This is a genomic window from Streptosporangium sp. NPDC006930 (assembly GCF_040635605.1).
Lineage (GTDB): Bacteria > Actinomycetota > Actinomycetes > Streptosporangiales > Streptosporangiaceae > Streptosporangium.
Window position 1 is genome coordinate 55,137 of record NZ_JBEYID010000008.1, and the last position, 17,147, is coordinate 72,283.

The 17,147-nt window shown below is 68.7% G+C and carries 16 protein-coding genes and 1 tRNA gene; 13 read left to right on the forward strand and 4 right to left on the reverse strand.

Features of this window, described 5'->3' with window-relative positions; translation table 11 throughout:
- Positions 1-246: 246 nt before the first annotated feature.
- From eno to ABZ664_RS16195, 12 genes are all read left to right on the forward strand, one after another.
- On the forward strand, positions 247-1,524 hold the full coding sequence (eno, locus tag ABZ664_RS16140) for a phosphopyruvate hydratase (RefSeq protein ID WP_350950000.1): 1,278 nt from the start codon (positions 247-249) through the stop codon (positions 1,522-1,524).
- Positions 1,525-1,611: 87 nt separating this feature from the next.
- Positions 1,612-2,022, forward strand: a complete 411-nt coding sequence (locus ABZ664_RS16145; RefSeq protein ID WP_362509402.1) for a septum formation initiator family protein — start codon at positions 1,612-1,614, stop codon at positions 2,020-2,022.
- A gap of 42 nt (positions 2,023-2,064) precedes the next feature.
- On the forward strand, positions 2,065-2,613 hold the full coding sequence (locus tag ABZ664_RS16150) for a DUF501 domain-containing protein (RefSeq protein WP_362509405.1): 549 nt from the start codon (positions 2,065-2,067) through the stop codon (positions 2,611-2,613).
- Complete coding sequence (locus ABZ664_RS16155) at positions 2,610-3,569, forward strand: Ppx/GppA phosphatase family protein (protein WP_362509407.1); 960 nt, start codon at positions 2,610-2,612, stop codon at positions 3,567-3,569. Before ABZ664_RS16150 ends, ABZ664_RS16155 begins: the two co-directional genes overlap by 4 nt.
- A gap of 168 nt (positions 3,570-3,737) precedes the next feature.
- Positions 3,738-4,895 carry a hypothetical protein gene (locus tag ABZ664_RS16160; RefSeq protein ID WP_362509409.1) on the forward strand — a complete coding sequence of 386 codons (1,158 nt, stop codon included), beginning with the start codon at positions 3,738-3,740 and terminating at the stop codon, positions 4,893-4,895.
- A 286-nt stretch (positions 4,896-5,181) separates the two neighbouring features.
- Positions 5,182-5,982, forward strand: a complete 801-nt coding sequence (locus ABZ664_RS16165; protein ID WP_362509410.1) for a uracil-DNA glycosylase — start codon at positions 5,182-5,184, stop codon at positions 5,980-5,982.
- A gap of 169 nt (positions 5,983-6,151) precedes the next feature.
- On the forward strand, positions 6,152-7,468 hold the full coding sequence (locus tag ABZ664_RS16170) for an FAD-dependent oxidoreductase (RefSeq protein WP_362509413.1): 1,317 nt from the start codon (positions 6,152-6,154) through the stop codon (positions 7,466-7,468).
- 222 nt (positions 7,469-7,690) lie between these two features.
- Positions 7,691-7,763, forward strand: a tRNA-Leu gene (locus tag ABZ664_RS16175).
- Between the two features lie 212 nt (positions 7,764-7,975).
- Positions 7,976-8,359: a helix-turn-helix domain-containing protein gene (locus ABZ664_RS16180; RefSeq protein ID WP_362509416.1), complete on the forward strand. Its 384-nt coding sequence runs from the start codon at positions 7,976-7,978 to the stop codon at positions 8,357-8,359.
- A gap of 147 nt (positions 8,360-8,506) precedes the next feature.
- Positions 8,507-9,292, forward strand: coding sequence for a Bax inhibitor-1/YccA family protein (locus ABZ664_RS16185; protein WP_362509419.1), 786 nt, complete (start codon positions 8,507-8,509; stop codon positions 9,290-9,292).
- Between the two features lie 187 nt (positions 9,293-9,479).
- Complete coding sequence (locus tag ABZ664_RS16190) at positions 9,480-9,707, forward strand: DUF4287 domain-containing protein (RefSeq protein WP_350950018.1); 228 nt, start codon at positions 9,480-9,482, stop codon at positions 9,705-9,707.
- Positions 9,708-9,775: 68 nt separating this feature from the next.
- A complete protein-coding gene (locus ABZ664_RS16195; protein ID WP_362509422.1) occupies positions 9,776-10,186 on the forward strand; it encodes a PPOX class F420-dependent oxidoreductase in 411 nt (136 codons plus the stop codon).
- 105 nt (positions 10,187-10,291) lie between these two features.
- Here the strand turns inward: ABZ664_RS16195 and ABZ664_RS16200 are convergent, their stop codons facing one another.
- The 3 genes from ABZ664_RS16200 to ABZ664_RS16210 form a co-directional block, all read right to left on the reverse strand.
- A complete protein-coding gene (locus ABZ664_RS16200; protein ID WP_362509425.1) occupies positions 10,292-11,512 on the reverse strand; it encodes an acetyl-CoA C-acetyltransferase in 1,221 nt (406 codons plus the stop codon).
- Positions 11,513-11,726: 214 nt separating this feature from the next.
- Complete coding sequence (locus tag ABZ664_RS16205) at positions 11,727-13,070, reverse strand: PQQ-binding-like beta-propeller repeat protein (protein ID WP_362509428.1); 1,344 nt, start codon at positions 13,068-13,070, stop codon at positions 11,727-11,729.
- Between the two features lie 59 nt (positions 13,071-13,129).
- Positions 13,130-14,104 carry an SGNH/GDSL hydrolase family protein gene (locus tag ABZ664_RS16210; RefSeq protein WP_362509431.1) on the reverse strand — a complete coding sequence of 325 codons (975 nt, stop codon included), beginning with the start codon at positions 14,102-14,104 and terminating at the stop codon, positions 13,130-13,132.
- A gap of 134 nt (positions 14,105-14,238) precedes the next feature.
- Here ABZ664_RS16210 and ABZ664_RS16215 point away from each other — a divergent pair, with 134 nt between their 5' ends.
- Positions 14,239-15,609 carry a cystathionine beta-synthase gene (locus ABZ664_RS16215; RefSeq protein WP_362509434.1) on the forward strand — a complete coding sequence of 457 codons (1,371 nt, stop codon included), beginning with the start codon at positions 14,239-14,241 and terminating at the stop codon, positions 15,607-15,609.
- Positions 15,610-15,633: 24 nt separating this feature from the next.
- Here the strand turns inward: ABZ664_RS16215 and ABZ664_RS16220 are convergent, their stop codons facing one another.
- Positions 15,634-16,929 (reverse strand): histidine kinase, encoded by a 1,296-nt coding sequence (locus tag ABZ664_RS16220; RefSeq protein WP_362509437.1) that lies wholly within the window; start codon positions 16,927-16,929, stop codon positions 15,634-15,636.
- Positions 16,930-17,147: the final 218 nt, after the last annotated feature.

Here is a 17,147-nt window from a genome sequence, read left to right on the forward strand (position 1 = left end):
TGGGGGGTGTTCCCGGGGCTTGTTGGGATGCGGCGGTGAGCCATTTGGTGGCGGTTACCCCGGTTGAGGCAGGCATGTTCTTGGGGCGGTTCTTGATGGGGGTGGGGCATGGTGGCGGTGGGGCATGGTGGGAGGTTTGTATGGAAATTGCGCGAACATTGTTCGGCGGTGGCCCGGTCGCCGTGTCGGTATGGGGATCTCGATAGGCTTCCGAGGCAAACTGTCCTGCGACTTTAGGAGCGCTTCGTGGCTTCCATCGAGGGCGTTACCGCCCGAGAGATCCTTGACTCCCGGGGCAACCCGACGGTTGAGGTCGACATCCTCCTGGACGACGGCAGCCAGGGGCGTGCCGCGGTTCCCAGCGGCGCGTCCACCGGCCAGTTCGAGGCCGTCGAGCTGCGTGACGGCGACGAGCGCTACGGCGGCAAGGGTGTCGAGAAGGCCGTTCTCGGTGTGACCGACGAGATCGCCGACGAGATCCTCGGGTTCGACGCCGCCGAGCAGCGCAGCATCGACCAGGTGATGATCGACCTCGACGGCACGCCCAACAAGGCCCGTCTGGGCGCCAACGCGATCCTGGGTGTCTCGCTCGCCGCGGCCAAGGCCGCCGCGGAGAGCGCCGAGCTGCCGCTCTTCCGCTACCTCGGCGGTCCGAACGCGCACGTGTTGCCGGTGCCGATGATGAACATCCTGAACGGCGGCGCGCACGCCGACAGCAACGTCGACATCCAGGAGTTCATGATCGCCCCGATCGGGGCGGAGACGTTCCGCGAGGCCGTGCGGATGGGCACCGAGGTCTACCACGCCCTCAAGTCCGTCCTCAAGGAGAAGGGGTACGCCACCGGCCTCGGCGACGAGGGCGGCTTCGCGCCGAGCCTGCCCTCCAACCGTGACGCGCTCGACCTGATCCTGGTCGCCATCGAGAAGGCCGGATACGTCGCGGGCGAGGACATCGGGCTCGCCCTGGACGTGGCCGCCTCCGAGTTCCACTCGGACGGCGTCTACACCATCGACGGCAAGGGCCTGTCGGCGACCGAGCTGATCGCCTTCTACGAGGACCTGGTCGCCAACTACCCGCTGGTCTCCATCGAGGACCCGCTGGACGAGAGCGACTGGGAGGGCTGGAACGCCATCACCCGCGCGCTGGGGGACAAGGTCCAGCTGGTCGGTGACGACCTGTTCGTGACGAACCCCGAGCGTCTGGGCCGCGGCATCGCCGAGGGCACCGCGAACGCGCTGCTGGTCAAGGTGAACCAGATCGGCACCCTGACCGAGACCCTCGACGCCGTGGACCTGGCCCACCGCAGCGGTTACCGCTGCATGATGAGCCACCGCTCGGGCGAGACCGAGGACACCACGATCGCCGACCTCGCCGTGGCCACCAACTGCGGCCAGATCAAGACCGGCGCCCCGGCCCGCTCCGACCGGGTGGCCAAGTACAACCAGTTGCTCCGCATCGAGGAGCTTCTGGACGACGCGGCCCGTTACGCGGGTCGCGCCGCGTTCCCGCGCTTCCGGCGGTAGTTTCTTCTGGCGGCTCGCGCCCGGATCCGGGCGCGAGCCACACCGCGGACGAGCGTCGGTACGGAGCGTGGAGACGGAGGAGGACGCATGGCGGCACGACCACAGTTGACGGGACGGGCCGCGGTGCTCGCGATCGTGGTGTGCGCGATCGCGATGAGCCTCGCCTACCCCATCAGGGAGTACGTCGCCCAGCGCCGCCAGATCGCCCAGCTGGAGCAGGAGAAGGCGAGGGAGATCGCCGCGATCAAGGCCCTTGACGACCGCTCCAAGCAGCTCCTCGACCCCGGCTTCATCAAGCGGCAGGGCAGGGAGCGTCTTTTCTACTGCGATCCAGGGCAGAAGTGCTACGTCGTCATGGGGGGCTCACCCTCGCCGGGTAAGGGCACGACGGGTGAGCGCAAGGCCGTGGCCAGGCCGCCGTGGTACGAGACGCTGTGGGACTCGGTCAAGGCCGCCGACAGCGGCGGGGGGCAGAAGGCGGCCAAGTCCGCCGGGTGACGCCGATACCCTGGTTGTCGTCTTTCAGGGGGGTGTCCACGAATGGTTGACGACCGCGACGTGGCGGCGGTGGAGCGACAGCTCGGCCGGACGCCGCGAGGACTGCGGAGGGTGGCGCACCGCTGCCCGTGCGGGCTTCCCGACGTCGTCGAGACCGCCCCGAGGCTGCCCGACGGATCGCCCTTCCCGACCCTGTTCTACCTCACCTGCCCCAGGGCCGCCTCGGCCATCGGCAGGCTGGAGACCTCGGGGATGATGCGGGACATGCAGGCCAGGCTCGCCGAGGATCCGGAGCTGGCCGAGGCGTACCGGGCGGCACACGACGACTATGTGGCGCGTCGCGACAGGGCGGCCGCCGAGGATGGCCTGGAGCCGCTGCCCCGTGACATGCAGAGCACCGGGGGCATGCCTACCCGAGTTAAGTGCCTGCACGCCCTGGTCGGGCACGAGCTCGCGGTGCCGGGCGGCAACCCCTTCGGCCGCGAGGCCCTCGACGCGCTCGGCGACTGGTGGTCCGCCGGGCCGTGCGTCGACCCACCCGTAGCCCCGTGTGCCGAGGCCGCGGCACCGACCTCGAAGGAGACAGAGTGATCCGCGTCGCCGCGATCGACTGTGGCACCAACTCCGTCCGCCTGCTCGTCGCCGACGTCGGCAGGGACAGGCTGATCGACCTGGAGCGCCGGATGGAGATCGTCCGGTTGGGCCAGGGGGTCGACAGGACCGGCAGGCTGGCGTCGGAGGCCCTGGAGCGTACGTTCGCCGCCATGCGCGGCTACGCGGGCCTCATCGGCGGGCTCGGAGCCTCCTCGGTCCGCGTGGTCGCCACCAGCGCGACGAGAGACGCCGCCAACCGGCAGGACTTCGTGGACGGCGTACGCGACATCTTCGGCGTGGAGCCCGAGGTGATCACCGGTGCGGAGGAGGCGGAGCTGTCGTTCGTCGGGGCCACCCGCGATCTGGTGCGCTTCTCCGAGGAGACGGGCCTGCCCGCCCCCGAGGGCACCCGCCCTCCGTACCTCGTGGTCGACATCGGTGGCGGCTCGACCGAGTTCGTGCTCGGCTCGACGCACGTGGAGGCCGCGCTCTCGGTCGATATCGGGTGCGTCCGGCTGACCGAGCGCCACCTGCGCGACGCGGGCGACCCTCCGTCGGCGGAGGCGGTCGAGGCGATGACCGCCGACATCGACGACGCGCTCGACCGGGTCGCGGCCGAGGTGCCCGTGGAGCGGGCGCTGACGATGGTCGGGCTCGCGGGATCCGTGACCACCGTTGCCGGAATAGCGCTTGAGCTGCCGGAATACGATCCGAAGAAAATTCACCACTCGCGAATTTCTGCAGGTCAGGTGCATGACGTCGCCAAGCGCTTGCTTGGAATGACCGTTGAACGGCGGGCTGCGATTCCCCTCATGCACCCGGGAAGGGTCGACGTGATCGGGGCGGGGGCGCTCATCCTGGACCGAATAGTGACCCGCTACGGCTTCGGAGATGTGGTCGCCAGCGAGCACGACATCCTCGATGGCATCGCGTGGTCGATTGCTGACTCGTAGCGAGATCTAGACAATTAACCCGTTTAGGGAGTATTGAGGAAAGCTTCCCGTTTATGGTTAGGTAAAGAAGCTTTAGTGAGGCTTTGCCGTAGGGCCCGGCACAGCTGTTGTCGGGGCGGCAACCGTCTCCCGAGCAATCTTGCTTCCCAACGAACGGAGCATCCCCTCATGAAGTCCGGACTAGCCACCAAGCTAGCCGCAGCAGGAGCCAGCGCGGCCATGCTGGCGACGATGGCAGTAGGCATGCTGGCCACGCCCGCAGCGGCGGCCAGTGGTTCGAGCCAGGCGGGTACGGTGGCCTCGGCCGCCGGCAAGCCGAAGCCGGCCGTCTCTGTCGGAACCCCCAAGGCATCGCCCTCGAAGTACAAGGGTGAGTGCCCCGTCGGCGTGACCTTCTCCTCGAAGATCAAGGTGAAGGCCGTCAAGAGCAAGACCACGGTCGCCTACCGGTGGCTGCACGGTGACGGCTCGAAGAGCAAGGTGAAGTCCTTCACCTTCCGCGGCAAGGGCGTCAAGAGCTTCACGGTCAAGGAGAAGTCCACCTTCAAGGGCAACGTCAAGGGCTGGCAGGCCATCCAGGTCCTGTCCCCGCGTGGCGCCACCTCCTCGAAGGGCCACTTCTCGGTCACCTGTGGCTCCAACGGCGACAAGGAAGAGGTCGTCGTTCCCCGCCGCGTCGACGCCGACGCGTGGGTCGACGAGGGCAACTGCCAGGCTGCCCTGATCGGTCGCATCACCGCCACCGGTACCCGCTGGGTGCACTACCGCTGGGTCGTCAACGGCGAGGTCGTCGAGCGTGACGCCGTCCGCGTCAACGGCTCGCGCAAGGTCGTCCACGTGATCAAGCCCGGTGAGGACTTCAGGGGCTGGGCCGTGCTGCAGGTCGTCGGCCCGGTGAAGGCGTCCTCCAACCGCGTCCACTTCAAGATCTGGTGCAAGGACACGTCGCCGAAGGTCTGGGCGTCCGTGGACGGTCCGTCCTTCTACGCGGGCACCTGCCCGACGACCCGCACCTTCACCGGCACGATCGGCGCGAGCGGCCGCACCACCGTGAGGTACCGCTGGATCAGCGACGGTGTGGCGGGCGACTGGAAGTACGCCCACTTCAGTGGCTACGGCTCGCAGAGCCAGAGCGTGTCCGACAGCTGGAGCGCCTCTGCCTCCGGCGAGTCCAAGCGCGCGATCGAGATCTCCGGTGGCCCGACCACCGGCACCGCGGTCGGCAAGGTCTTCTGCAAGCACCCCCCGAAGCCGACCCCGACGCCGACCCCCACCCCCAGCGTCACCCCCACCCCCACTCCGGCCGTCACCGAGACCTCTTCCTGAGGACACGGTAGGTCGAGGTAGCGCGCCCGGCGGCTGACGCCGGGTCGCGTCCCGAGTGAAACAGGCGGCGCCCGCACCCAGCGGGCGCCGCTTCTCGTTTTCCCACGCGACCTTCCGGGCTTCCCTGAGGCTGGAGGTGGGCCGGGCGCTCTCGAGCGGGGCACACGAGGGCGTGAATCGAGTGCTCCCGTGCCGGACGTCGTGAGGGCGTGAACCGGGTGCTCTCGCGTGCCGGGCATCGCGAGCGTGGACCCGGCGCTCTCCCGTGTCGGGCACCATCGAGGACATGAGCTACGTTCCTCCTGGATCCGGCTGGCCCGGTGACCCCGCCCAGCCCGGCACCCCCGTCGCCCACGACCCCGCCGAGGTGCGAAAACTCGCGGGGGAGAGCCGTACCCTCGCGGAGCTCACGGCCGCGCAGTCGGTCTGCCGGGCCTGCCCGCGCCTGGTGGAGTGGCGCGAGGAGGTGGCGACGGTGAGAAGGCGGGCGTTCGCGGAGGAGACCTACTGGGGCCGGCCCATCGCGGGGTGGGGCGACGAGAGGCCCGAGGTCCTCATCGTCGGGCTCGCCCCGGCGGCGCACGGCGGCAACAGGACCGGGAGGATCTTCACCGGAGACCGCAGCGGCGACTGGCTGTTCGCCTCGCTGTACCGGACGGGTCTGGCCGTACAGGAGACGAGCCTTCGCGCGGACGACGGCCAACGGCTCATCGGTGCGCGGATGGTGGCCGCGGTCCGGTGCGCACCGCCCGCCAACAAGCCCGAGCCCGCTGAGCGCGCAGCCTGCCTCCCCTGGCTCTCCCGCGAGGTCGACCTGGTCTCGGCGGAGGTACGGGTGGTCGTCGCGCTGGGAGGTTTCGCCTGGCAGGCGATCTGGCCCGCGCTGAGGGACGCCGGGTACGCCCTGCCGCGGCCGAGACCGCCCTTCGGGCACGGTGCCGAGGTGGAGATCACCTCTCCACAGGGAAATCCCGCGCGCCTTCTCGGCTGCTATCACCCCAGCCAGCAGAACACCTTCACCGGCCGGGTGACCGCACAGATGCTCGACGATCTCTTCAGCAGGGCGAACGTGCTTCGGGGCTTGTGAAGTCGATCACAAAGAGAAGATTGATCGGAATTCTCCTGAGAAGAGTGATGTTTTTAGCTGATGACGGAAATTACCACCAGCTTGCCAGGTAGGCGGCTGGTGCGATGGGAAGCGTGAGCGTATCCTTGTGAAAGGTTTCACAAGCCTCGAAGCTAAGGACAGTGTCGAAGTGAACCGCAACTCCAAGCACATCGTGGTCGTGGGTGGAGGCTATGTCGGCCTCTACACCGTGCTGCGCCTGCAGCACACCCTCCGCAGGGAACTCCGCGATGGAAGCGTGCGCATCACCGTCCTGACCCCCGAATCCCACATGACCTACCAGCCCTTCCTCCCCGAGGCCGCCGCGGGAAACCTCTCGCCCCGGCACGTGGTCGTCCCGCTCCGCCGCGTGCTCTCGAAGGCGACGATCCTCAACGGCAAGGTCTCCAAGGTCAACCACGCGGCCAAGACCATCACCTTCGCCCCCAACGTCGGCACCCCGCACGAGATCGACTACGACATCGTGGTGATGGCCGCCGGATCGATCTCCCGTACGCTCCCCATCCCCGGCCTGGCCGACGCCGCGATCGGTTTCAAGACGGTCGGCGAGGCGATCGCGCTGCGCAACCGGGTGCTCGAACTCCTCGACCGGGCCGAGAGCGACGACGATGAGGCCCTGCGCAGGCGCGCCCTGACGTTCGTCGTGGTCGGCGGGGGCTTCGCCGGCGTCGAGGCGCTCGCCGAACTGGAGGACATGGCGGTCGACGCCACCCGCTACTACCGCAACATCTCCCGCGAGGACATGCGCTGGATCCTCGTCGAGGCCACCGATCGCATCCTTCCCGAGGTGGGCCCCGAGATGGGCGCGTGGACCGCCGAGCAGCTGCGCGAGCGCGGCATCGAGGTCAAGATGAACACCCGCCTCGATTCCTGCGAGGGCGGCCTGGTCAAGCTCTCCGACGGCGACGAGTTCGAGTCGGCCACCATCGTGTGGACCGCCGGCGTGAAGCCGAGTCCGGTCGTCAACGCCGGAGACCTGCCCCTCGACGAGCGAGGCAGGATCAAGACGACCGCCCGTCTCACCGTGGTCGGCGTCGAGGACGCCTACTCGGCGGGAGACGTGGCCGGGGTGCCCGACCTGACCAACCCCGGCCAGTACTGCGCGCCCAACGCGCAGCACGCCGTACGACAGGCCAAGGTCCTCGCGGACAACATCACCCGGAGCCTGCACGGGCAGGAGCTGGTCGACTACCGGCACAGGTACGTCGGCTCCGTCGCCGGGCTCGGCCTTCACAAGGGGGTCGCCAACGTCTACGGGATCAAGCTGCGCGGGCTCGCCGCGTGGTTCATGCACCGCACCTACCACCTGTCGCGGGTTCCCACCTTCAACCGCAAGGTCCGGGTGACGGCCGACTGGACCCTGGCGCTCTTCTTCAAGCGGGAGACCGTTTCTCTCGGAGAGATCGAGGAACCGCGCACGGAGTTCCGCGCCGCGGCGAGCAACTGAACGTCCGAAGGGCGAACAGACTCCCCGGACTTCGTGGTGAACCGAACTCCCGAACCCGGAGGTGGCCGACGAGGCCCACCTCCGGGTTCGCCGTTCCCGGCGATGTGCTATTCCTTGACCGGGTCCCCCGAAGGCGGGACGATCCACAGATTCTCGGCGGAAGTGATGCGACGGTTGCCTTGAGCAGTTACGCATGAGTGGTCCGTTACGTATGATTACGGCGCCCCCGTAGCCCAATGGCAGAGGCAAACCCCTTAAAAGGGTTCGAGTGAGGGTTCGAGTCCCTCCGGGGGCACTCATGGTGATCTGCGGAACAAGGCCCGCGACCAGTGAAAACGTGGTCGCGGGTCTTTTCGTGTTATCCGGCTCCGCGTGGCCCGTGCCGAACGGTCGGGAGGGCCTCTCCCAAATGTGCTCGCAAAACTTTTGGAGTTACATAACTGTGATCATTCTCGGTCGAGTGGAGAGGGTCGGGATTCGATAGATCCCTGGTATAAAATAGTAACCATGAGTAGCGAGGCGAACCTGGAGTCCGTACTGGGGGCGAACGGGGTCGCCCGGCAGTTGATCGGTCATATAGGGGACAAGTGGTCCCTGCTGGTGATCGCGGCGCTGGGGCACGAGGCCCAGCGCTTCTCCCGGCTCAAGGCGCGGATCGAGGGGATCAACCAGCGCATGCTGACCCGGACGCTACGGGCCCTGGAGCGTGACGGCATTGTCGAGCGCAACGTCTACCCGACCTCGCCGCCCACGGTGGAGTACGTGCTCACCAGGATGGGGCGCGACCTGTCGGTGGCCGTGACCGGCATCTGCGAGTGGGCGCGCCGCAATCTCGAAGAGGTCGAGGCGTCGCAGCGGCTCTTCGACGAGCGAGCGGCGAGACAGATGTGAGGCCCGGGAACCGAAGGCGCCACCTGTTCGTTGGCACCATCGGCGGTAGCCGTACGGTCGCCTGGACAACATGGACATCAGCACGATACGGCCGTGTGACAACCGATCTAATACGCTGATCGCGTAGGTCGCAGCGTGGAGGCAGCGATGGAGAGCAAGAACCCCGTATTCAGTCGGCAGGCCAAGGGCCAGCAGCAAGGCTGGGGCATGCCGACCCCCACCCCTGACCAGCTTCAGGGCATGTACAACACGCCGTCATACGCGCCGCCTGCCCAGCGGACGATGACGATTGACGACGTGGTCGTGCGTGGTTTCATCACGCTTGGCACGCTTGTCGTCTCGGCGGCGGTCGCCTGGGTGCTCAACCTCGGCATGGTTGCGGCGATCGCCGGTGTCATCGTCGGCCTGATCCTCGCTCTGGTCATCTCGTTCAAGTCCAGCACCAACCCCGTTCTGATCCTCGGCTACTCGGTCGCCTACGGCGTCGCCGTCGGTGTGATCAGCCACGTCTACAACGATCTGTACAGCGGCATCGTCTTCCAGGCGGTGGTCGGTACGGCTCTGGCCTTCGCCGCCATGCTGACCGTTTACTCGCTGCGCATCATCCGCGTGACGCCGAAGTTCACCAAGTTCGTCGTGGCCGCTGGGCTGGGCCTGATGGGCCTCATGCTCATCAACCTGGTCGCCGGGTTCTTCATCGAGGACGGCATCGGCATCCGCGCGGGCGGCCCGCTGGCCTACGTGTTCAGCATCGCCGCGATCCTCATCGGCTGCTTCTTCCTCCTCCTCGACTTCGACCAGGTCGAGCAGGGCGTGAGGAACGGGGCTCCGGAGAAGTACTCGTGGCTGATGGCCTTCGGCCTCACCGTCACCCTGGTCTGGATCTACCTGGAGATCCTGCGCCTGCTGAGCTACTTCTCAAGTAGCGACTGACGACAGCGCCGAGAGGGCCCCGCCGGACGTGTTCCGGCGGGGCCCTCTCGCTTTTTCCTGCGACGGATGAGTGAACGGAAGGCAAAGGGGGATGGGCGAACCACGAAGGAAGAGAGCATCTCGGGGCTTGCTATCTGGGCTTTCGTGATGCACTGTCGAGCAAAGGAGCCTATCCGTGGAGGTGCCCATGTCGTTGAACCACTCGATGGAGACGCAGAGCAAGCTGATCGCCAGGGTTCCGGACATCACCGGACGTGCACTCCCAGAGTGGTTTCAAGCCATCGACAACGGCCCGTCGTTCCTTCGCTGTGACGAGCGGGCCACCTGGCTCGCCAACGAGCACGGGCTGACCCACGGCTACGCCGCGGCCATCGTGCACGAGCACGAGCGGCACCGCCGTACCCGCCACCTGTAAGCCGTCTATCTCCGTGAAGCCCGTGCCACCTCGGTGGTGCGGGCTTCGGCGTGGGTCATGATGGAGTCATGGATCATGACAAGGCGCGCGGGTTCATCCGCGCCAACCACCGAGCGGTCATGCTGACCTCGCACGCCGACGGCCGTCCGCAACTCTCCCCGGTCACCGTGGGGCTCGACGCGCAGGGGAACGCGATCGTCAGCACCAGGGAGACGGCGGCGAAGGTACGCAACCTCCGCAGGAACCCGCAGGTCTCGCTCTGCGTGACGACCGACGCCTTCTTTGGTGAGTGGATCCAGATCGACGGCGTCGCGGAGATCGTCTCCCTACCCGAGGCGATGGATCTCCTTGTCAGCTATTACCGTGACATCTCCGGCGAGCACCCAGACTGGGACGACTACCGGGCCGCGATGGAGCGGGAACGGCGGGTGATCCTGAGGATCGCGATCACCCGAGCCGGCCCCGACGTGCACGGCTGACCGCGTCCCGGGACACACCTCGGTCGCACGCTCGCCTCGCCGACGTGGTCCGCGTCGGGAGATCCCCCGGTACGCGGTGTCCGACGACACCGCGTACGGCAGGGTTCAGCTGAGGCGTTCCAGGACCATCGCCATGCCCTGGCCGCCGCCGACGCACATGGTCTCCAGGCCGATCGACCTGTCGTGGAAGGCGAGGCTGTTGATCAGAGTGGAGGTGATGCGGGCGCCGGTCATCCCGAAGGGGTGCCCGATCGCGATGGCGCCGCCGTTGACGTTGAGCCGGTCGATGTCGATCCCGAGGTCCTGGTAGGACGGGATGACCTGGGCGGCGAACGCCTCGTTGATCTCGACGAGGTCCACGTCGCCGATGGCCATGCCCGCCCTGGCCAGGGCCTGCTTCGAGGCCTCGACCGGGCCCAGGCCCATGATCTCGGGGGACAGACCGGTCACCCCGGTGGAGACGATCCGGGCGAGCGGGGTGATGCCGAGTTCGGCGGCCCGGGTGTCGCTCATCACGATCACGGCGGCGGCGCCGTCGTTCAGCGGGCAGCAGTTACCCGCGGTGACCGTGCCGTCGGGCCGGAAGACCGGCTTGAGCTGGGAGACCGCCTCGTAGGTGGTCCCCGCCCGAGGGCCGTCGTCCTTGCTCGCCACGGTCCCGTCGGGCAGGGTGACCGGGGTGATGTCCTTCTCCCAGAAGCCGTTGGCGATGGCCTTCTCCGCCAGGTTCTGGGAGCGGACACCGAACTCGTCCTGCTCCTGCCGGGAGACGCCCTTCAGCCCGGCGAGGTTCTCCGCCGTCTGGCCCATCGCCACGTAGACGTCGGGCATCCGGCCGTCCTCGCGCGGGTCGTGCCAGACTCCCTTGCCACCCTCGGCGGCACTCGCCGAGCGGGCCTGGGCGTCGACGAAGAGCGGGTTCGTCGTGTCGGGCAGCGAGTCCGAGCTGCCCTTGGCGAAGCGGGAGACGCACTCCACGCCCGCGGAGACGAACACGTCCCCCTCGCCCGCCCTGATCGCGTGCAGGGCCATCCGGGTGGTCTGCAGCGAGGACGAGCAGTAGCGGGTCACGGTGGTGCCCGGCACGCCGTCCAGGCCGAGCAGGGTGGCGACCACGCGACCCATGTTGAAGCCCTGCTCGCCGCCCGGCAGGCCGCAGCCCAGCATGAGGTCGTCGATCGTGGTCGGGTCGAGCTGGGGGACCTTGGCGAGCGCGGCCTGGATGATCTGTACGGTCAGGTCGTCGGGGCGGATGTCCTTGAGGGACCCCTTGAAGGCGCGTCCGATGGGCGAGCGCGCGGTCGCGACGATGACTGCCTCGGGCATGTGGCTCTCCTGGGTTGGTGTCTGCTCCTCCTGCGGAGCGTACCGCGCGGTATGTCCAAAACCGCGCCCAGGGGCGTTGAAACAGAACTTTGTACGGGATGCGCGAGGCCCCTTCCCATCCGGAGGCGGGAAGGGGCCCGGTCGGGAACCGGCCGCCCCGTCGGTGACGGGTGACCGCGATACCGCCGAAGACGCCGGAAGGTGGCCGGGGATGTCAGCCGTACATGCCGGGGGAGGTGCCGTCGCCGTCCCTGATCCCGTGGAGACCGCCCTTCTCGTCACGCCACATCCGCCAGCCGTTCTGACTGCCGGTGAACCAGAGGGGCGGGGCACCCGAGCCGGACACCCGCTTGCCGTCGGCCAGCCTGTACTCGCACAGCGAGGCCACCGAGTAGAAGCCGGGGTTCTGGCCCTTGATCGCGAGCGGCTTGGGATCGGTCACGCAGAAGGACCAGGCGCGCTCGTCCTTGACGTCGGCGGCGCGGGCGGTGGGAAGGTCGAAGGCGTTACCCGGCTTGCCGTGCCGCAGGAAGCCGACCTTCTCCATGCGAGGCGGGAAGGCGAGCCACCAGCCCGCCTCGGGCACCTGCTCGGCGGAGATCTGGCCGAGCACCCGGCCGCTCTCGGCCTCCAGTCTGGCGAAACCGCCGTACCGGCCCTCCTGGTCGACCGGGCGGACCACCGGGGCGAAGCCGGGACTGCCGCTGGGATAGACGCGGACCACCGACGGGCGCATCCAGTTGACCGTGCCGTCGGAGAGCTTGACGGAGAACAGGCCGAAGGCGGAGACCTTGCTCGTCTTCGGATTGGTGTAGGGGGCGACGTATCCGACGAGGTTTCCCGCCGTCGCGCCGAAGGACCACCCCCCCGACAGGTCGACTCCGGCGCCGAGGGGCTGCTCGACGGGGAGTCGCCAGATGACCTTGCCGCTCTTGAGGTCGTGCGACTCCAGCACGGGGTGGCGGGCGAGGCGGAGGAACACCACGCGCGAGGCGTCGGACCACTCGGCCTCGGCGATGCCGGGGATCTTCCATATGGCCTTGCCGGTGGCCGGATCGAGGACGACGACGCGGGCGCTCGCGAGCGCGGTGTTCTCGGACACGCACACGAACGCCCCGCACCGCTGCGGGCCGAAGGTGGAGTGCACCGGGCGACGCCACCTGCGGGCCCCGGTCCTGGCGTCCAGGCCGACGAGCGTGGCCTTCCACCGGCCCCGTCTGGCGGGGTCGATGGTCACCGCGACGGTCTGTCCGGTGGAGGTCTCGACGATCGCGGGGGCGGGCACCCCCATGCCCGGCAGGCGGCCCGCCATGGTCGAGGGGTGGGCCCACAGCTTCCTGCCCGTGGCGAGGTCGAGGGCGACCGTCTCCAGCGTGCCGTCGGGCTTCATCGAGGTCGTCGTGGCGACGCCGCCGGCGGCGGTGGTGCGGCTGACCGCGTTCACCTCGGTGTTGTGCCAGGTGGGATGGTCGGGGGTGGCCGCTTCAGTGCCGGAGCAGCCGCCCAGGGTCAAAGCTCCGGCGAGCACCAGGGCCGGTTTCGCGAGGGGCCGGATCACGGGTATTCCACTCCAATGCGGGCGAGGCGTTACGGCTTCGCAGCGGAGGGTGACCGTGTTCAGGCGTCGTTGGGCCGCATCCACGGCCTTCGGCCGAGTATGGTCACCCACCGTCCGTGAGGTCCGGTCGCTCGCCCGGCGACACGGGTCGCGGAGACCTCGGCGCCGGGCTCCTCCGCGGCCTTGGCCGCCGCGAGGTAGATCGACTCAGTGCGCCGGACCCGGGGCTCGGGCCAGAGTTCCAACGCACTGCATACGGAAGGTAGCACCGCGTAGGCGATCTGGAGATAGCCTTGGGTAGATGGGTGAAAACGATCAAGGCCGAACATCTCCGTGGGGTTCGTGTCGAACTCCGGCCCCAGCAGGTCGGCGAAGGCCACCGTCCGCCCGCCCGCCTCGACCACGGCGACGGTCTGCGCGGCGGCGAGCTGGCGGCTCCATCGCCGCGTCACCCAGCGCAGAGGCTGCGCGATCGGCCGGACCGTGCCCAGGTCGGGGCAGGTGCCCACGACCACCTCCGCCCCCGCCTCCCGCAGCCGTTCGACCGCCTTGCGCAGGTGCCGTACGGCCTGGGCGGGCCTGCTCTGCGAGGTGACGTCGTTCGCCCCGATGAAGATCACCGCGATCTCGGGCCTGGCCTTCAACGCCTTGTCCACCTGCTCGCCCAGCTCCGCGGAGGTCGCTCCCGACCTGCCCGTCACGGTGAGCCGCACCGGCCGCTCGGCGATCACGGCCAGCCCGTTCGCGATCAGCACGGCGGGTGTCTCCGCGGGTTCGGAGGTGCCCAGCCCGACGGAGGTGGAGTCGCCGAGCATGACCATCCTGACGGGCTCGCCGTGGAAGGCCCCGTACACCCCGTCCGACGGCGGTCCCTCCATGCCGTGCGGGCGGCCGACGGTGCGGCGGGCCACCAGTGCCTCGGCCAGCAGCAGGCCGTAGGTCGCCACGCCGAGCGCGGTGAGGCCCCCTCCACCCAGAGCGGCCGCCGCGGCGACGCGGCGGGCGACTCGCGCCGTACCCGGTGTCCAGCTCACGTGGCGTTGCTCCCTCCGTACGGGGCGGTAGCGTTGCCTTTGGTGACACAGCCGAGTCCCTGCCACCCCTACGGGGATCGCGGCGATTACGACAACAAGCCGACCGAGCTTTGGTATTTCGAGGTGATATCCCGGTGCGCGTACATGACTCGCTTGTCGAACTGATGGGCAACACCCCTCTCGTCCGACTGAACAAGGTGACAGAGGGCATTTCCGCTCAAGTGCTGGCAAAGGTGGAGTATTTCAACCCTGGAGGGTCGGTGAAGGACCGCATCGCGGTCCGGATGATCGACGCCGCCGAGCAGTCGGGAGAGTTGCGGCCCGGGGGCACGATCGTGGAGCCCACCTCGGGTAACACCGGGATCGGCCTCGCCATCGTGGCCCAGCAGCGGGGATATCGCTGCCTGTTCGTGGTGCCCGACAAGGTGGCCCAGGACAAGATCTCCGTTCTGCGCGCCTACGGTGCCGAGGTCGTGGTCTGCCCGACGGCGGTCTCCCCCGACCACCCCGACTCCTACTACTCGGTCTCCGACCGGCTGGCCAGGGAGACGCCGAACGCCTGGAAGCCCGACCAGTACTCCAACCCGCGCAACACCGAAAGTCACTACCACTCCACCGGCCCGGAGATCTGGGACCAGACGGAGGGCAGGATCACCCACTTCGTGGCGGGCGTCGGCACCGGAGGCACGATCAGCGGCACCGGCCGCTACCTCAAGGAGGTCTCCGGCGGCCGGGTCAAGATCATCGGGGCCGACCCCGAGGGTTCCGTCTACTCCGGCGGCACCGGGCGGCCGTACCTGGTGGAGGGCGTCGGCGAGGACATCTGGCCGGCCAACTACGACACCACGATCTGCGACGAGGTCATCGCGATCTCCGACAAGGACTCCTTCAACATGACCCGCCGCCTGGCCCGTGAGGAGGCGCTGCTGGTGGGCGGCTCCTGCGGCATGGCGACGGTCGCGGCGCTGCGCGTGGCCGAGCGGGCCGGGCCGGACGACGTGATCGTGGTGCTGCTGCCCGACGGCGGCCGTGGTTACCTGTCGAAGATCTTCAACGACGAGTGGATGGCAGACTACGGCTTCCTCACCACCTCCAGCGAGGAGGGCCTGGTCAAGGACGTGCTGACCCAGAAGAGCTCCGGCATGCCGGAGTTCGTGCACACCCACCCGCACGAGTCGGTCGACACGGCCATCTCGATCATGCGCGAGTACGGGGTGTCGCAGCTTCCGGTGATGAAGGAGGAGCCGCCGGTCATGGCCGCCGAAGTGGTCGGCTCGATCCTGGAGCGCGATCTGCTCGACGCCCTGTACCGGGGGCGGGTGCGGCCGACCGACCCGCTGGCCGCCCACATGTCGCAGCCGCTGCCGACGATCGGCGCGGGGGAGCCGGTCTCCATCGCCGTCGAGGCACTGGAGAAGGCCGACGCCGCGGTCGTCCTCGACGACGGCAAGCCCGTCGGCCTGATCACCCGTCAGGACCTGCTCGCCTTCCTCGCCAGCCACTAGCCCGTTCTTCAGGAGGGGGCGGGGTCAGAGGGGAAACTCCGCCGCCACCTCCCAGGCCCCGGAGGGGGTGGGGCCGGCCAGGAGGCGTCCGCCGAGAGCCTCGACGCGCTCGGCCATGCCCACCAGCCCGAACCCGCCGCCGAGACGGGCGACCCTGACGTCGGCCATCGAGCCGTAGTTGCGCACCCGCAGCCGCACGGCGCCCCCGATGGGCGAGGTACCTTCACGAGGCGGGGCGCCCGTTGGGGCGGAGGTGGTGCGCCGGGCCCGCGGATCCTGGTCGTTCCCCGTATTCACGCGTACGCTCTCGGCCCAGGCACGCAGGTCGGAGCCGTCGGTGAGCTTCAGGTCCGCCTCGACCCAGTCGGTGCCCGGGGCGTGCCTGCGGACGTTGGTCAACGACTCCTGAAGGACCCGGTGGAGGGTGGTCATCACCTCCGGGGCGACGGTGCCCTCGGCGATGCCCTGGCCGATGTCGAAGGTGACCTGGGGGCCCGCGGCGGAGAAACGCTCGACCATCGTGCGCATGTCCATGAGGGTGCTGCCCGGTGAGCGGGCGGCCCCGTCCTCCGCGCGCAGCACGCTGACCAGGCGGCGCATCGAGGTCAGCGCGTCGGCCCCCGCGTTCGCGATCGCCTCCAGGGAGGGGACCACCGCCTCGGGTTTCTGCTCGGCGACGACCTTGGCGGCCTGGGCCTGCACCACGATCCCGGTGATGTGGTGGGCGACCAGGTCGTGCAGCTCCCTGGCCAACTCCAGGCGTTCGGACCGCCGTACCGTGTCGACGGCCTCCCTGCGGCGCTCCAGCTGGAAGCGGAGGTAGGCGCCGATACCGGCGGCGAAGGACCAGCAGACGAAGAGCAGGAAGCCCGAGGCCGTCGCCGGTTCCTCGCTCATGAAGTTCAGGCGGACGGAGGAGGTTTCGAGCACGATCATCGTCGCCAGGGAGAACAGTGCGGCCCGCCGCACCGGCTCGATCGCGCGCAGCCCGCCGACGGTGAGGACCAGCAGCGACCCGATCTCGGCCACGCCGGGACTGCCGTCGCCGTTGGTGATCCCGATGATCAGGGACGACAGGAACGACACCGTCAGCAGGGTGACGAGTCCGCCGACCCGCCAGCGGCGGCGTCGCGCCACCGCCACGACGCCCACCAGGCCGCACACGGGGCTCAGCAGCATCGCCGGGTTGAGGCCGCCCCTCGATGACATGATGGCCGAGACCACCATCACGTCGATCAGCAGGAGCAGGACGAGCCAGCCGATCAAAGCGATCTCGCTGAGTCTTTTGACCCAGTAGATCAGCCGGTTCGTCTCTCCCACGGTCCCCGAGCCTAAGCCTCGCGGAGGAGTGGTCATATCGGCCGTTCGGCCGAATCGTTCCCCGGGGAACCGGTCCTTCAGCGGAAGCGGCGCGGGGAGCCCCTCGCCGATGCTTGAGAGGTCGAAGGGGGAAAGAGATGACCATCATCGGGATAGTGCTCCTGCTCGCCGGGCTCGCGGTCGGTGCGGCCTTGACGCTCGCCGACCCGGTCCTGCTC

Excerpts from the sequence above, each read along its gene's own strand:
- ABZ664_RS16145 (WP_362509402.1), top strand. The coding sequence starts at position 1,612 with ATGGCGGCACGACCACAGTTGACGGGACGGGCCGCGGTGCTCGCGATC.
- ABZ664_RS16150 (WP_362509405.1), top strand. The coding sequence starts at position 2,065 with ATGGTTGACGACCGCGACGTGGCGGCGGTGGAGCGACAGCTCGGCCGG.
- ABZ664_RS16160 (WP_362509409.1), top strand. The coding sequence starts at position 3,738 with ATGAAGTCCGGACTAGCCACCAAGCTAGCCGCAGCAGGAGCCAGCGCG.
- ABZ664_RS16165 (WP_362509410.1), top strand. The coding sequence starts at position 5,182 with ATGAGCTACGTTCCTCCTGGATCCGGCTGGCCCGGTGACCCCGCCCAG.
- ABZ664_RS16180 (WP_362509416.1), top strand. The coding sequence starts at position 7,976 with ATGAGTAGCGAGGCGAACCTGGAGTCCGTACTGGGGGCGAACGGGGTC.
- ABZ664_RS16185 (WP_362509419.1), top strand. The coding sequence starts at position 8,507 with ATGGAGAGCAAGAACCCCGTATTCAGTCGGCAGGCCAAGGGCCAGCAG.
- ABZ664_RS16190 (WP_350950018.1), top strand. The coding sequence starts at position 9,480 with ATGTCGTTGAACCACTCGATGGAGACGCAGAGCAAGCTGATCGCCAGG.
- ABZ664_RS16195 (WP_362509422.1), top strand. The coding sequence starts at position 9,776 with ATGGATCATGACAAGGCGCGCGGGTTCATCCGCGCCAACCACCGAGCG.
- ABZ664_RS16200 (WP_362509425.1), bottom strand. The coding sequence starts at position 11,512 with ATGCCCGAGGCAGTCATCGTCGCGACCGCGCGCTCGCCCATCGGACGC.